The sequence below is a fragment of the Delftia lacustris genome (genome assembly GCF_040267515.1).
Classification (GTDB): domain Bacteria; phylum Pseudomonadota; class Gammaproteobacteria; order Burkholderiales; family Burkholderiaceae_C; genus Comamonas; species Comamonas tsuruhatensis.
Map to the genome: position 1 here is coordinate 4,267,436 of NZ_CP141274.1, position 14,180 is coordinate 4,281,615.

General features: G+C 71.0%; 11 protein-coding genes. 6 read left to right on the forward strand and 5 right to left on the reverse strand.

The genetic code is table 11. The features are described 5' to 3' along the window. Positions 1–13 precede the first annotated feature (13 nt). The 3 genes from U6958_RS20825 to U6958_RS20835 are packed head-to-tail and all read right to left on the reverse strand — an operon-like array spanning position 14 to position 5,650. Positions 14–2,899: a ligase-associated DNA damage response DEXH box helicase gene (locus tag U6958_RS20825; protein WP_074923452.1), complete on the reverse strand. Its 2,886-nt coding sequence runs from the start codon at positions 2,897–2,899 to the stop codon at positions 14–16. 22 nt (positions 2,900–2,921) lie between these two features. Then, positions 2,922–4,613, reverse strand: a complete 1,692-nt coding sequence (locus U6958_RS20830) for an ATP-dependent DNA ligase (protein WP_047327237.1) — start codon at positions 4,611–4,613, stop codon at positions 2,922–2,924. Further along, on the reverse strand, positions 4,610–5,650 hold the full coding sequence (locus U6958_RS20835; protein WP_074923453.1) for a ligase-associated DNA damage response exonuclease: 1,041 nt from the start codon (positions 5,648–5,650) through the stop codon (positions 4,610–4,612). The genes U6958_RS20830 and U6958_RS20835 overlap by 4 nt, the downstream gene beginning before the upstream one ends. A gap of 224 nt (positions 5,651–5,874) precedes the next feature. Between U6958_RS20835 and U6958_RS20840 the strand changes: the two genes are divergently transcribed. The 6 genes from U6958_RS20840 (at position 5,875) to U6958_RS20865 (ending at position 11,695) form a co-directional block, all read left to right on the forward strand. After that, positions 5,875–6,138 carry a DUF2789 domain-containing protein gene (locus tag U6958_RS20840; RefSeq protein ID WP_017404395.1) on the forward strand — a complete coding sequence of 88 codons (264 nt, stop codon included), beginning with the start codon at positions 5,875–5,877 and terminating at the stop codon, positions 6,136–6,138. A 193-nt stretch (positions 6,139–6,331) separates the two neighbouring features. Next, positions 6,332–7,564, forward strand: coding sequence for a SpoIIE family protein phosphatase (locus tag U6958_RS20845; protein ID WP_016448189.1), 1,233 nt, complete (start codon positions 6,332–6,334; stop codon positions 7,562–7,564). Between the two features lie 9 nt (positions 7,565–7,573). After that, positions 7,574–8,146 carry a SiaB family protein kinase gene (locus U6958_RS20850; RefSeq protein WP_016448190.1) on the forward strand — a complete coding sequence of 191 codons (573 nt, stop codon included), beginning with the start codon at positions 7,574–7,576 and terminating at the stop codon, positions 8,144–8,146. A gap of 84 nt (positions 8,147–8,230) precedes the next feature. After that, on the forward strand, positions 8,231–8,632 hold the full coding sequence (locus U6958_RS20855; RefSeq protein ID WP_016448191.1) for a DUF1987 domain-containing protein: 402 nt from the start codon (positions 8,231–8,233) through the stop codon (positions 8,630–8,632). After that, a complete protein-coding gene (locus tag U6958_RS20860; RefSeq protein WP_016448192.1) occupies positions 8,632–9,390 on the forward strand; it encodes a GGDEF domain-containing protein in 759 nt (252 codons plus the stop codon). Before U6958_RS20855 ends, U6958_RS20860 begins: the two co-directional genes overlap by 1 nt. Positions 9,391–9,418: 28 nt before the next feature. Beyond that, positions 9,419–11,695, forward strand: coding sequence for a bifunctional diguanylate cyclase/phosphodiesterase (locus U6958_RS20865; protein WP_074923454.1), 2,277 nt, complete (start codon positions 9,419–9,421; stop codon positions 11,693–11,695). A gap of 32 nt (positions 11,696–11,727) precedes the next feature. Here U6958_RS20865 and U6958_RS20870 read toward each other — a convergent pair whose 3' ends face one another. Beyond that, positions 11,728–12,900, reverse strand: a complete 1,173-nt coding sequence (locus tag U6958_RS20870) for an MFS transporter (protein WP_047327232.1) — start codon at positions 12,898–12,900, stop codon at positions 11,728–11,730. Further along, a complete protein-coding gene (locus U6958_RS20875) occupies positions 12,897–14,138 on the reverse strand; it encodes a serine hydrolase (RefSeq protein ID WP_074923455.1) in 1,242 nt (413 codons plus the stop codon). Before U6958_RS20875 ends, U6958_RS20870 begins: the two co-directional genes overlap by 4 nt. Positions 14,139–14,180 lie beyond the last annotated feature (42 nt).

The window sequence follows — 14,180 nt, forward strand, 5'->3', positions numbered from 1 at the left end:
CGGTGCAATGGTTCTACAGCAGCGGCAAGGGCCGCGAGGGCTTGCGCACGCGGCGCGGGCGGCGGCTGGCGGCATCGGCCTCGGGGCCATCGGTGGCCTGCAGCGAGAAATCCAGCGTGCGGCGCACGGCGGCCGTGTCCTCGTCCACGGCGGGGGGCTGGTCTGCCTTGGGCTTTTTCCGTGGACGCAGCGGCGGATCGGGCGGGACCAGGTCCTGCGTGCGCGGCTCGCTGGCTGCACCGCCGGCATCTGCCGCCTCGTGCAGCTGGGCCAGCATGCGCGCGATGCGGTCGGCCAGATGCTCGTTGGTGAGCTTTTCGCGAAAGCGCTCCACCATGAGCGGGAAGGCAAACGGGCTGGGCCGGCGCAGCGCGCTCACCACCAGCGTCTGCGCCTGCATGCGGCGCAACGCGGCCAGCAGCTGGGCGACATCGAGTTCCTGGCTCAGCACTTCCTCGTCGGCCTGGCGCAGCAGCAGGTTGCTGTCGTCGTACTTGCGAAACACCTCGAAGAACAGCTGGGCCGAGGCCTGCAGCTGGCGCGCACTGCGGCGCTCGCCCGGGTGGCTCTGGAAGATCAGGCCCGAGACGCGGGCGATCTCGCGGAAGCGCCGCCTTGCCATCTCGGTGGCGTTGAGGCTGGCCAGCACTTCGTGCAGCAGGGCATGGCGGGCTTGATGGGCCTCCTCGCCCGCCAGGTGGGCATCGTCGGCGGCCTGGTCCCAGTGGCGGTCCGCATTGGCGGTGTTGCGCGTGGCGACCGCCTGGCTGGCGGACACGCGCCCGGGCACTGCCACGGCCTGCACCGGCTCGGCGCGCAGCAGTTCGGGCAGCATGGCGGCCCAGTCACGCTCGGTGGCGCTCAGCAGCTCCAGCCCGTAGTCGTTGACGGCGATGGAGAAGGTGCCCGTCTCGCCCTGCGCGGCGCGCCAGGCCAGCAGGCTGGCCAGCCCCGTATGGGCATGGCGGCCCGCAAACGGGTAGAGGAAGAGATGCCAGCCTTCGCGCGTGCGCAGGGTTTCGGCCAGCAGCGTGCCGGGCGTGGGCAGGGCCGACCAGCGCTGCTGCACCTCCAGCAGGGGGCGCACGCAGCGCAGCTCGGGCGAGTGGTAGTCGCCCGCTGCCGCCAGCGCCAATTGCTGCACCACGAAGTCGGCCAGCACGGTGGACAGCGGCATGCGCGCGCCCGCCCAGCGCGGCACGGTGGGCCGTGTTCTGGCGGCGCGGCGCACGTAGGCGGTCATGTCCTCGATGCGCACCAGCTCCAGCACCTGGCCCGCGAAGACAAAGGCATCGCCGGGCGACAGGCGCGACAGAAAGCTCTCTTCCATGCTGCCCAGCCGCGCGCCGTGCAGGATCTGCACGCTCATGCTGGCGTCGCTGACGATGGTGCCTATGTTGGCGCGGTGCCTGCGCGCCAGCCGCGCATCAGGCATGCGCCAGATGCCCTCCCCGTCGGGCCGCACGCGCTGGTAGTCGGGATAGGCGGCCAGCGAGGGGCCGCCGCGGTGCACGAAGTCCAGGCACCACTGCCAGACCGCAGGCGCCAGCCCGGCGTAGGCGACGGTGCGGCGCACTTCGGCATACAGCTCATCGGGCACGAAGCCGCCGCCCAGGGCCACGGTGGCCAGGTGCTGCACCAGCACGTCCACGGGCTGGCGGGGACTGGCGCGCATTTCCACCTGCTGCGCGCGCACGGCGGCGCGGGCGGCGGCGGCCTCCACCAGCTCCAGGCTGTGCGTGGGCACCAGGGTGATGCGCGAGGGCCGGCCCGGCGCATGGCCCGAGCGGCCCGCACGCTGCAGCAGCCGTGCAATGCCCTTGGCCGAGCCGATCTGCAGCACGCGCTCCACGGGCAGGAAGTCCACGCCCAGGTCCAGGCTGCTGGTGCAGACCACGGCCTTGAGCGTGCCGGCCTTGAGCCCGGCCTCCACCCATTCGCGCACGCCCCGGTCCAGAGAGCCATGGTGTATGGCCAGCAGGCCGGCCCAGTCGGGCCGGGCCTCCAGCAGCGCCTTGTACCAGAGCTCCGCCTGCGAGCGCACATTCACAAAGACCAGGGTGGAGCCCGCCGTGGCTTCGAGCTCGCGCACCACGGCCGGCAGCATGGCCAGGCCCAGGTGGCCGGCCCAGGAAAAGCGCTCGGGCCGGTCGGGCAGCAAGGTGTCCACCACCAGGCGCTTGTCCACCTGGCCCTGGACCAGTACGCCGGGCCGCGGCTGGCCATGGTCGTCCAGGCCCAGCAGGGTCTGCATGGCTTCGTCCAGATTGCCCAGCGTGGCCGACATGCCCCAGACGCTCAGCTGCGGGCTCCAGCCGCGCAGCCGTGCCAGGGCCAGCTGCAGTTGCACGCCGCGCTTGTTGCCCAGCAGCTCGTGCCATTCATCGGCCACCACCAGGCGCACGGAGCCCAGCAGCTCGCGCGCATCGGCCCGCGCCAGCAGCAGGGACAGGCTCTCGGGCGTGGTGACCAGCACGGTGGGCAGCTGGCGCGACTGCGCGCCGCGCTCGGCGCTCCCCGTATCGCCCGTGCGTGCGCCCACGGTCCAGCGCGCCAGCGCGGGATGGCCCTGGGCCAGCGCCTGCAAGGGCGTCTGCAGCGCCTTGAGCGTGTCGGCCGCCAGGGCGCGCATGGGCGTGATCCAGAGCACGGTGAGCGGTGCGGAGGCCGGTTTTCGTTTTCCGGTGTGCGCCGGCATCGGGGTTTGCGGCGGGCCCGCAAGGGCCTGCAGCGCGCCCAGCCAGACCGCATAGGTCTTGCCCGCGCCCGTGGTGGCATGCAGCAGGCCGCTGTGGCCCTGGGCCAGCGCCTTCCACACGGCGCGCTGGAAGGCAAAGGGCTTCCAGCCCCGTGCGGCAAGCCAGGCGGTGGCGAGGGGGTGGGGGGAACGGGTGGCCATGGCGCGGTGCGTCAAGGGTGGGTCACGGGTCGGAGTGCGGCAGCAGGGCCGCCAGCGTATCGATGGAGTCGGCCTCCTGCACAGGCTTGTCCTCGCGCCAGCGCAGCATGCGCGGAAAGCGCACGGCAATGCCGCTCTTGTGGCGTGCGCTGCGTGCAATGCCCTCGAAGCCCAGCTCGAACACCAGGGTGGGCCGCACGCTGCGCACGGGGCCGAAGCTCTCCACCGTGGTCTTGCGGATGATGGCGTCCACGCGCGCCATTTCTGCATCGGTCAGGCCCGAATAGGCCTTGGCGAAGGGCACGAGGGCCCGGCCCTCGGTGCCGGGCGGCGCGTTCCAGACGGCAAAGGTGTAGTCGCTGTAGAGGCTGGCGCGACGGCCGTGGCCGCGCTGTGCGTAGATGAGCACGGCGTCCACGCTCAGCGGATCGATCTTCCACTTCCACCACACGCCGCTGTCCTTGGTGCGGCCCACGCCGTAGGCGGCGTCGCGGGCCTTGAGCATCATGCCCTCCACACCCAGGGAGCGGGCCTGCTCGCGAAGTTCGGCCAGGGCCTGCCAGCTGTCGCCTGCCAGCACGGGGCTGGGCAGCAGCGCCGGGTGCGCCACCAGGGCCACCAGCCGCTCCAGCCGCGCGCGCCGTTCATGCTGGGGCAGAGCGCGCAGGTCCTGGCCGCCCTCCTCCAGCAGGTCATAGGCCAGCAGCACCACGGGCAGCTCGCGCAGCAGCTTGGGGCCCAGGGTCTTGCGGCCTATGCGCTTTTGCAGGTCGGCAAAGGGGCGCACATGGGCGGGCGCCTCGCCCTGCTGGGCGGCCCAGACGACGATCTCGCCGTCGATCACGGTGCCCGCAGGCAAGGCATCGCCCATGGCCTGCAGCTCGGGGAAGCGCTCGCTCACCAGTTCCTCGCCGCGCGACCAGATCCAGGTGCCCAGCGCGTCACCGCTGCCGCGCCGCACGATCTGGGCGCGTATGCCGTCCCATTTCCACTCCACCACCCATTGGGACGGCGGGCCGAGCACGGCGTCGAACTGCTGCAGCGGCAACTGCAGCGGATGGGCCAGGAAGAAGGGATAGGGGTGGCCACGGGCTTCGCCCGAATGCGCGTCATCGCCCTCTTCCTCGCCTGCCACCAGCCGCAGGTAGTCGGCCGCCCCGGGCCGCGCGCCGATGTGGGTGTAGCCCATGAGCCGCTGGGCGATGCGCTTGGCATCCACGCCGCTGACGGCCGCCAGCGCCTGCGTGACCTGCAGCCGCGACACGCCGACACGGAAGGCGCCGGTGATCAGCTTGAAGTAGACCAGCCGCTCATCGGCCGCCAGCCGCGCCCATTGCATGCGCAGCGTGTCCGCCAGCGCCTCGGGCGCCATGCCGCGCAGCGGCAGCAGGTGGTCCGTGACCCAGGCGGCCAGGCCCAGGTCGTGCGCGTCACCGGGTGGCGGCAGCAGCAGCGCAATGGTCTCGGCCAGGTCGCCCACGGCCTCGTAGCTTTCGTCGAACAGCCATTCGGGCAGGCCGGCCGCCTCGCGCGCCAGCTCCTTCAAGACCTTGGTGGGCACCAGCTGGCGCGGCTTGCCGCCGGCCAGGAAATAGACGGCCCAGGCCGCATCGGCAGGCGCTGCGGCGCGCAGATAGGCCTGCAGCGCGGCCTGCTTGTCGCGGCTGGCGGTGCTGGCGTCCAGCGCGCGGTAGAGGGCGGCGAAATCCTTCATGGGGCAGGAGCCTCATCCGGTGCAGTCTGGGCGGCGGCAGCCTCGTCCTCATCGCCGTATTCGGTCTGGAAGGCTTGCGCATCCAGGCCCTGCTCGCGCAGCCAGCGCACCAGCACGGCCACGCTGCCGTGGGTGACGAAGACCCGCTCGGCGCCCGTGGCGCCTATGGCGTACTGCAGGCCGGGCCAGTCGGCATGGTCGGACATGACGAAGCCCCGGTCCACGCCACGGCGCCGGCGCGTGCCGCGCAGCTGCATCCAGCCGCTGGCAAAGGCATCGGCATGGCCGGGAAAGCGGCGCATCCACGGCGTGCCCTGCGCCGAGGGCGGCGCCAGCACCAGGGCCGTCTTGAGTAGTCGTGCATCCACGCCGGGGTCGGTCACGCGCAGCGTGGGCGGCAGGTCCACGCCCGCCGCGCGGTACACGGCATTGAGCGGCTCCACCGCGCCGTGCACGACGATGGGGCCGATGCCGCTGTCCACCCCGTGCAGGATGCGCTGGGCCTTGCCGAAGGCATAGCACAGCAGCACCGAGGGCCGGCCCTGGGCCGCGTTGGCCTGCCACCAGGCGTTGATGTCGGCCATGAGCTCCGGCTGGCGGGGCCAGCGGTAGATGGGCAGGCCGAAGGTGGATTCGGTGATGAAGGTGTCGCAGCGCACGGGCTCGAAGGGGGTGCAGGTGCCGTCGGCCTCGGTCTTGTAGTCGCCCGAGGCCACCCAGACCTGGCCGCCATGCTCCAGCCGCACCTGGGCCGATCCGAGCACATGGCCGGCCGGGTGCAGGGAGATGCGCACGCCGTGGTGATCGATGGCTTCGCCATACGGCAGGGTCTGCAGCGTGATGTCCGCGCCCAGCCGTGCGCGCAGCACGCCTGCGCTGTCGTCATGGGCCAGGTAATGGGCGTGGCCGGCGCGCGCATGGTCGGAGTGGCCATGCGTGATCACGGCCCGCTCCACGGGCCGCCAGGGGTCGATGTAGAAGTCGCCGGCCGCGCAGTACAGGCCTTCGGGACGGGCCACGATCAGGTCGGCGGCCATGCGGGATCGGGGAAAGCAGTGCTCATGTCCCCATGCTAGTGGGGCAGTCGATGGGCGCGCGCTGGCCCGGAGCGCGGCAGGCTGTCAGCCTGCACCTACCCGCGCTGCCATGCTGCCGCAACTGGCCTGCGGCGCCCTGCAAATCGGGGAAGATAGCGCCCTGGCCCCTTCCTGCAGCCGGCCCGCCGGCTCCCTTTGATCCCACACGCACCGAACACGCCTCCATGAACAACTCCGTCGTCCGCATGTCCAACCTCTTCCTGCAACTGGGCCTGGATGCCAGCGACCAGGCCATTGCCGACTTCATCCGCGCCCACCAGCTGGCCGCCGATGTGGATGTGGTGGATGCGCCCTACTGGAGCGATGCGCAGCGCCAGTTCCTGGCCGAGCAGCTCAAGGCCGATGCGTCGTGGTCCATCGTGGTCGACCAGCTCAGCGAGTCGCTGCACGAGGACGCCGTCAGGCGGCGCGCCGAAGGCCTGAGCTGAAGCGAGGCTGCCTGTCCACCCCGATGGCTTGCATGGACGGCAGCCCCAGGCCGCGAACGGCCATGCCGCGCCAGGACGAAGGCTGTCGGCTCACAGTCCTCCAAAGAGGTGCCTGCCCCTCAGGCCCATCCGCGTCACAAAACTGAAACAGGGAAATCGTAACATTCCCTAACAATTTTGCGATGTGCATTCCATGGATGAGTCCCGCGCCTACCTGAGCGATTCCCGGCCCCGTTTCCGCCCACCCAGCGCCGCGGACCTGTGCACCCCCGTACCCTGCATGACCGCCGACGAGACCAACGAGAAGGTGCTCGAGGTCTTCACGCGCCACCGCGATCTGGCCAGCCTGCCCGTGGTGGAGGGCGACCGCCCCATCGGCCTGATCAACCGCAGCATCTTCCTGTCGCAGTTCAGCAAGCCGTTTCGCATGGAGCTGTACGGCAAGAAGAGCTGCATCGCCTTCATGGACAAGGAGCCGCTGGTGGTCGATGCCTCCACCGACATCGACACCCTGACCGTGAAGACCGTGGAGTACGGTGAAAAGGCGCTGACCGACGGCTTCATCATCACGCGCGGCGGCCTGTTCGCGGGCGTGGGCCACGGCCTGCAGCTGATGCGTGCGGTGGCGGACATGCAGGTGGCGCGCAACCGCCAGATCATGCACAGCATCGAATACGCCAGCGTGATCCAGCAGTCGCTGCTGCGCAGCTCGCGCGAGGCCCTGGCACGCGCCTGCCCCGGCGCCGACCTGGTCTGGGAGCCGCGCGACGTGGTCGGCGGCGACTTCTACCAGTTCAGCCAGGACGGCGATGGCTGGTTTGCCACCGTGGCCGATTGCACGGGCCACGGCGTGCCCGGCGCCTTCATGACGCTGATCGCCACCAGCAGCCTGGGCCAGGCCATCAAGGAACACGGCCCGCGCGACCCGGCCGCGCTGCTGGGCCATGTGAACCGCAGCGTCAAGCAGATGCTGGGCCAGCTCGACGGCAAGGACGGCACGCCGGGCTCGGACGACGGGCTGGACGCGGCCTGCTTCTGGTTCGAGCCCGCGCACCGGCGCCTGCGCTTTGCAGGCGCGCGCCTGTCGCTGTTCCTGCTGCGCCCCGGCGCCGAGGCGGTGGAGGTGGTGGACGGCCAGCGCAAGGGCGTGGGCTATGTGGACAGCGAATTCGACTTCGCCTGGAACAACATCGACCTGGAGCTGCCCGCAGGCACCCTGGTCTTCACCACCACCGACGGCCTGATCGACCAGGTCGGCGGCCCGCGCGGCATCACCTTCGGCAAGAAGCGCCTGCGCGAGCTGCTGCTGGAGCAGGCCGGCCGCACGCCCGCCGAGATCAACCGCGCCCTGCTGGACGCCCTGCAGGCCTGGCAAGGCGAGCACCACCGCCGTGACGACCTGACCTTCTTCTGCTTCAGAACCTGAATGCCTCCCATGCCCCAAGCACAGATCGCCGACAAGTACGGCAGCTTCTTCCACCTGGCGCGCCAGCACCAGGTGATCTTCTACTACGTGGGCTACTTCTCGCAGAACATCGTCGCGGCCATGGCCGAGGCCGTGCGGCTGCAGCTGGAAGTGGCCGGCGTGCCCGGCCCCACGCGGCGCAAGCTGTTCTCGTCCTTCGTGGAGATGGCGCAGAACATCATCCATTACTCGGCCGATGCCCTGACCCCGCCCCACCAGGACGATGGCGAGCTGCGCCACGGCGCGGTCTGCATCCGCCGCGAGGACGACGGCAGCTTCGTGCTGCTGTGCGCCAACCCCATCGAGCCCGGCATGGGCGAGGCGCTGCGCGCCAAGCTCGACGCCCTGCGCAGCATGACCCTGGACGAGATCAAGAAGGCCTGCCGCCAGTCGCTGCGCGACGACGCGCCCGAAGGCAGCAAGGGCGCGGGCATGGGTTTCCTGACCCTGGCCCGCGATGCGCGCGAGCCGCTGCAGTTCGACTTCGATCCCGCCCAGACCGTGGACGGTCGTCCCGTCTTCTACCTGAAAGCCACGCTCTGAGCCGCACCGGCCAGCCAGGAACGCTCCGGCACCGGACCTGGACAGGCCGGGCGCGCAGGCACGGACAACGCACCGAGATCACGCATGGACAACCTCTACATCGCTCCGACCCCCAGCTCCCCGGAAGTGGACTTCCGGTTCGACACGCACACGCTGCACCTGCGTGGCGAGTCCTATCCGGAGAACGCCGCCGCCTTCTATGGCGGCATCCTCACCCGCCTGCAGGACTACCTGGCCCTGGCGCAGCCCGCGCAGCAGCAGGCACCGATCCAGGTGCACATCGCGCTGGCCTACTTCAACAGCTCCAGCACCAAGATGCTGTTCAACCTCATCGAGGCGCTGAGCGAGGCCGCCGAGGCCGGCCGCACCGTGGCCCTGCACTGGTACTACGACGAGGAAGACGACACCATCTGCGAATTCGGCGAGGAGCTGCGCGACGACTTTGCCGCCATTGCCTTCACCGGCCATCCCGTGAAGGCCGCGTGATGGACACCGTGGCAGCACCCGCCGCCTGCGCCGCTCCTGCAGATCTTTTCGATGCCGAGCACCGGGCCCTGCTGGCGGCCCGCGCGGCCCACGAGCTGGGTGAGGAGGCCGGCGCCCGGGCCTGCCACCAGGCCCTGGGCGCGCTGCTGGCCGCCTATGACCGCCTGCTGCGCGAAACGCGCCGGCTGGTGCGCCGCAGCGACCGTGCCGAGCTGGAGATGACCCAGCTCAACCAGCGCCTGCAGGAGCTGGCCGGCGAGCTGGAATACCGCGCCACGCACGACCCGCTGACCGGCGTGCTCAACCGCGCGGCCATCATCGAGCGCGTGAACCGCCACTTCACCCAGCAGGGGCTGGCCCTGATCGTGCTGGACATAGACCACTTCAAGCGCGTGAACGACAGCTTCGGCCACCCCGTGGGCGACAGCGTGATCCTGGGCGTGGTGCGCTGCCTCAAGGCCGCCGTGCCGGACACGGCCCACATCGGCCGCGTGGGCGGCGAGGAATTCACCGTGCTGCTGCCCCAGCACGACAGCGACGGCGCCGTGCGCGTGGCCGAGCAGGTGCGCGCCGCCATCGAGGCCCATCCCTTCGGCCTGCCTGACGCCAGCTGCATCACGGCCAGCTTCGGCGTGAGCTGGCGCCCGAGCGGCGGCCGCTTCGACGAGGCCTACAGCCTGGCCGACGAGGCGCTGTACGCCGCCAAGCGCAGCGGGCGCAACCAGGTCGTGCGCGCGGCAGACCATGCCACGGCCTGAGCGGCGCGGACACAGACAGGGCTGAGGCATGAGTTTCGTGATGCGCGCACGGGCGCCCAGGGCGCCCGCCCCTGCTTCCGCCCTCCTGCAGCCGGCTCTGCAGCCGCCCCCGCCATCGCCCGTGCCCGGGCCTGAATGGCGGGTACTGATCGTGGACAGCGACCCCGACGTACACGCCGCCTTCCGCCTGGCGCTGGAAGGCCACAGCCTGTTCGGCCGGCCGCTGGTGTTCCTCTACGCCCGCTCCGGCACGCAGGCGCGCAATCTGCTGCGCAGCGAGCAGGACCTGGCCGTGGTGGTGCTCGACGCCGTGACCGACGGCACGGGCGCCGGGCTGGATCTGGTGGATTTCATCCGCTACACGGCCGGCCTGCGCAACAGCCGCATCGTGCTGCGCACCGGCCGCCCGGGCCAGGCGCCCGATCTGGAAACCCTGCTGCGCTACGACATCAACGACTGCCGCACCAAGACCGAACTCACGCCCGACCGGCTGCTGGCCATCGTGGTGACCGCCGTGCGCTCCTACGAGCAGCTGTGCGCCATCGAGGCCAACCGCCGCAGCCTGGAGCTGATGGTGCGCTCCAGCGCCTCGCTGCTGGAGGAAACCAACCTGCACGCCTTCGCACGCGGCGTGATCACCCAGCTGGCCACCTTGCTGGGCGTGGCCAGCGAAGGCCTGGTCTGCTCGGAGGGCACGCACCCGGCCGAGCCCTACCGCGTGCTCGCGGCCACGGGGCCGTTCGCCCGGCTCATCGACCAGCCCATCGCCACCGTGCTGGCCTCACGCGGGCTGCGCCTGCTGCGCCAGGCGCTGCAGACCCGCCGCAACATCTATGGCGTGCAGCGCGGCGTGGCCCTGTACATAGGCCGTGGCGACGAGCAGGACATGGCCGTCTTCATCGACGCGCCGGCCTCGCACAGCGCACTGGACCGCCAGCTGCTCGAAGTCTTCTGCGCCAACCTGCGCACGCTGCTGCACAACCGCGGCCTGCTGGAGCGCCTGCACCAGTCCGCCTATTTCGACCCCCTGGTCTGCCTGCCCAACCGCGCCCACTTCGTGGAAAAAGTGGACGAATGCGTGTGGCGCGGCACGCAGGACCATGTGCTGGCCCTGGTGGACATCGACGACTTCAGCGCCACCAACGACGTGATGGGCCACCGCTTCGGCGACCGCCTGCTCGAAGCCATGGCCCGCCGCCTGGCCGGCGCCCTGCCCGCCGGCGTGCTGCTGGCGCGCGTGGGCTCGGACACCTTCGGCATCCTGGGCCCCACAAGGGAAGTGGCCCTGGGCCAGCTGCTGGACTGCGCGCGCCAGCCCCTGGCCGTGGACGGCGTGCCGCACAAGGTCTCGCTGACCTGCGGCTACGTGCACCTGCCCCGTGAACGCCAGGCCGGCACCGACCTGGTCAAGGACGCCACCATCGCCCTCAAGCGCGCCAAGCGCGACCACCGGGGCCAGCTGCTGGAGTACTCCGAGCACATGGGCATGGAGGCGCGCGACCGCGCCCTGCTGCTGTCCGACCTGCGCGCGGCCATCGACGGCGCCCAGCTCTTCCTGGTCTACCAGCCCCAGGTGGACCTGGAAACCCATGCCCTGGTCGGCCTGGAGGCCCTGCTGCGCTGGCCACGGCAGGACGGCAGCTTCGTGCCGCCCGACCGCTTCATTCCCGTGGCCGAGCATTCGGGCCTCATCGTGCCGCTGGGCCAATGGGTGCTGGCCACGGCCTGCCGCACCATGCGTGAACTGCTGGACGCCGGCCGCGCGCCCCGGCGCATGGCCGTCAACGTCTCCACCGTGCAGCTGCAGGACCCGGGCTTCCTGCAGACGGTGCGCCATGCCCTGGCCGAGCACGGCCTGCAGGGCGCGCAGCTGGAGCTGGAGATCACCGAGTCGGTGGCCGTGCTGCCCACCCAGCTGCTGCAGGCCACGCTCAGCGCCCTGCGCGCCCTGGGCGTGACCATTGCCATCGACGACTTCGGCACCGGCTACTCCTCGCTGAGCTACCTGGAGCGCCTGCCGCTGGACCGCATCAAGATCGACCGCAGCTTCGTGCGCCAGCTTGGCGAATCACAGGAAGCGCGCATCGCCGAAATGATCGCCCAGCTGGGCCGCAAGCTCGGCCTGCAGGTCCTGGCCGAAGGCATAGAGGACGCCAGCGCCTGGCAGGCCCTGCGCGCCATGGGCTGCCAGGAGGGACAGGGCTATCACGTTGCCCGGCCGATGGACAAGGCGCAGTTGCTGGGCTGGCTGGGCCAGCGCAATGAAGCGCTTCAGCGGCAGCCTGGCACCTCTCAGTTCCCCTGAGGCGGGCAGGCCGCGCCCTGCTCCCTCCCTACCTACCTGCACACCGCAGGAAACCCATGCCGCCTGGCCGCCCACACCACGGCCAGCGATGCGCCCAGCAGCGCCAGCAGCACGGGCGTGAAGGCGCCCACGCCCATGCGCGCCAGCAGCAGGCCGCCCACGATGCCGCCGCCGGCAATCGCCAGGTTCCAGGCCGTGACCAGCATGGACTGCGCCACGTCGGCGGCCTCGCCCGCCGTGTGGGCAATGGCAGTCTGCAGCAGCGTGGCGGCGCCGCCAAAGGCCAGGCCCCAGACGGCCACCGCCGCATACACCAGGGCCGGCGCATCTGCGGCCACGCCCAGCATCAGCGTGGACAAGGCGAACAGCGCAATGCTGGCCAGCGTGAGCGCACGCAGGTGGCGGTCGATCAGCACGCCGGTGATCCAGATGCCCAGCACGGAGGTGGCGCCGAACACCAGCAGCACCAGGTCCGTGCGCGCGGCCATGCCCGCCACCGCCAGGAAGGGCGCGATGTAGGTGTAGAGAATGTTGTGCGCCAGCACGAAGGCCAGCACCACGAACAGCACGGGGCGCACGCCCGCCAGGGTGAACACGCGCCGCAGCGGCAGGTGGCGGCCTGCCGCCTGCCCCGCGAAGTCGGGCAGGCGGGCGCGCACCCAGACCATGAGCGCCAGCGCCAGCACGCTCATGAGGCCGAAGCACAGCCGCCAGCCCACCCACTGGCCCAGCACGGTGCCGGCCGGCACGCCCAGCGACAGCGCCAGCGGCGTGCCCACCATGGCAATGGCGATGGCGCGGCCCTTGAGATGGCCGGGCACCATGCGTGCCGCGTAGCCGGCCAGCAGCGCCCAAAGCAGCCCGGCCGAGACCCCCGCCAGAAAGCGCGCCACCAGGGTCAGCGCAAAGTGCGTGGACAGAGCCGTGACCGTGTTGGCGACGACAAAGCCCGCGATCGCCGCCAGCAGCAGGGGGCGGCGGCGCATGCCCTGCGTGGCGGCCGTCAGCGGTATGGCGGCCACCAGGGAACCTATGGCGTAGAGGGTGACGGTCTGGCCCACCCAGGCCTCGGTCACGGCCAGGCCCTGGGCCATCTGCGGCAGCAGGCCCGCCGGCAGCGCCTCCGTCAATATGGTGATGAAGGCTGCCATGGCCAGCGCCAGCAGGGAGGCAACGGGCAGACGGTCCTGGCTTGTTCCGTTCATTGCGGCTCTCCCGAAGCCCCGTGGACCTCACAAACCCCGTAGACCGCGTCGCGCAAATCGTTGACGAAGCGCCCCGACATGCCCTCGTACAAGGTGTTGGTGAAGGCCACGACACTGAGTTCCTGTGCCCGGTCCACGAACCAGGAATGCCCGTAGGCCCCGCCCCAGCGCCAGGTGCCCGCCGACTCGGGCGACGCGGCCAGCGCCGGATCGCGCAGCACGGAAAAGCCCAGTCCGAAGCCGAACCCGGGCGCATCGGGCAGCTCCAGCCCGCCCGTCTGGTCGCGCGCCATCTCGGCGACCAGCGCGTCGGGCAGGAGCGTTCCGCCGCCCTGGCGCAGGGCCTCCAGCAGGCGCAGGAAGTCGCCGGCCGTGCCGGCCATGCCCGCACCTCCCGAGGCAAAGGCCCGCGCATTGAAGATGCGGGCCGGGCTGAACGGGATGCCGATGGCACCCTCGAAGGGCGACACGGTCTCGCCCTCGGCCAGCGGATGGGGCTGCGGCACATCGCTGACATAGGCCGTGGCCACGCGCCGTGCGGCCAGCGCATCTGTCACGGCAAAGCCGGTATCGGCCATGCCCAGCGGCCCGGCCACAAGGTCGCGCACGGCCTGCTCCAGCGGCCTGCCGTGCACCTGTTCGATGAGGGCGCCCAGCACATCGGTGGCCAGCGAGTAGCCCCAGGCCGTGCCGGGCTCGTACCGCAGGGGCACGCTGGCGATGCGGCGCAGGTTCTCCGCCAGGCTGATGCCCGAGCCATCCATGCCGTCCGATACACCGGCCAGCGCATAAGGGCCCTGTGCGTCGGCCTCGAAGAAGCGGTAGCCCAGCCCCGCCGTGTGGCTGAGAAGCTGCCGCGCGGTGATGCGCGCCGGCCGGCCATCGGCCAGCCGGGGCCGGAACTGCGGCAGCCAGCAGTCCACGCCCTCATCCAGACCGAGCCGGCCCTGCGCCACCAGCACCAGGGCCGCCGCCGAAACAATGGGCTTGCTCGCCGAGGCCAGGCGGAACACCGTGTCCACGGCCATGGGCAGGCCGCGCTCGCGGTCAGCCCAGCCGGCCGCCTGGCGGTGGACCAGGGCACCGCCACGCGCCACCAGCACCACGGCGCCGACCAGGCGCTGCGCCTCAAGCGCCTGCCGGACCACGGCCTGGATGCGGTCGGACAGGGGCGAGTTCAACGGGGCTGCAGGCAGCGCAGCGGGTGCAGCAGATGCCGCAGAAAGAGCAATCGTCATGGGAATTCCCGGGATCAATGAACAGGGTCCTGACGATAGAAA

Coding starts and splice junctions, on each gene's coding strand:
- U6958_RS20825 (WP_074923452.1), bottom strand. CDS start 2,899: ATGGCCACCCGTTCCCCCCACCCCCTCGCCACCGCCTGGCTTGCCGCA.
- U6958_RS20830 (WP_047327237.1), bottom strand. CDS start 4,613: ATGAAGGATTTCGCCGCCCTCTACCGCGCGCTGGACGCCAGCACCGCC.
- U6958_RS20835 (WP_074923453.1), bottom strand. CDS start 5,650: ATGGCCGCCGACCTGATCGTGGCCCGTCCCGAAGGCCTGTACTGCGCG.
- U6958_RS20840 (WP_017404395.1), top strand. CDS start 5,875: ATGAACAACTCCGTCGTCCGCATGTCCAACCTCTTCCTGCAACTGGGC.
- U6958_RS20845 (WP_016448189.1), top strand. CDS start 6,332: ATGGATGAGTCCCGCGCCTACCTGAGCGATTCCCGGCCCCGTTTCCGC.
- U6958_RS20850 (WP_016448190.1), top strand. CDS start 7,574: ATGCCCCAAGCACAGATCGCCGACAAGTACGGCAGCTTCTTCCACCTG.
- U6958_RS20855 (WP_016448191.1), top strand. CDS start 8,231: ATGGACAACCTCTACATCGCTCCGACCCCCAGCTCCCCGGAAGTGGAC.
- U6958_RS20860 (WP_016448192.1), top strand. CDS start 8,632: ATGGACACCGTGGCAGCACCCGCCGCCTGCGCCGCTCCTGCAGATCTT.
- U6958_RS20865 (WP_074923454.1), top strand. CDS start 9,419: ATGAGTTTCGTGATGCGCGCACGGGCGCCCAGGGCGCCCGCCCCTGCT.
- U6958_RS20870 (WP_047327232.1), bottom strand. CDS start 12,900: ATGAACGGAACAAGCCAGGACCGTCTGCCCGTTGCCTCCCTGCTGGCG.
- U6958_RS20875 (WP_074923455.1), bottom strand. CDS start 14,138: ATGACGATTGCTCTTTCTGCGGCATCTGCTGCACCCGCTGCGCTGCCT.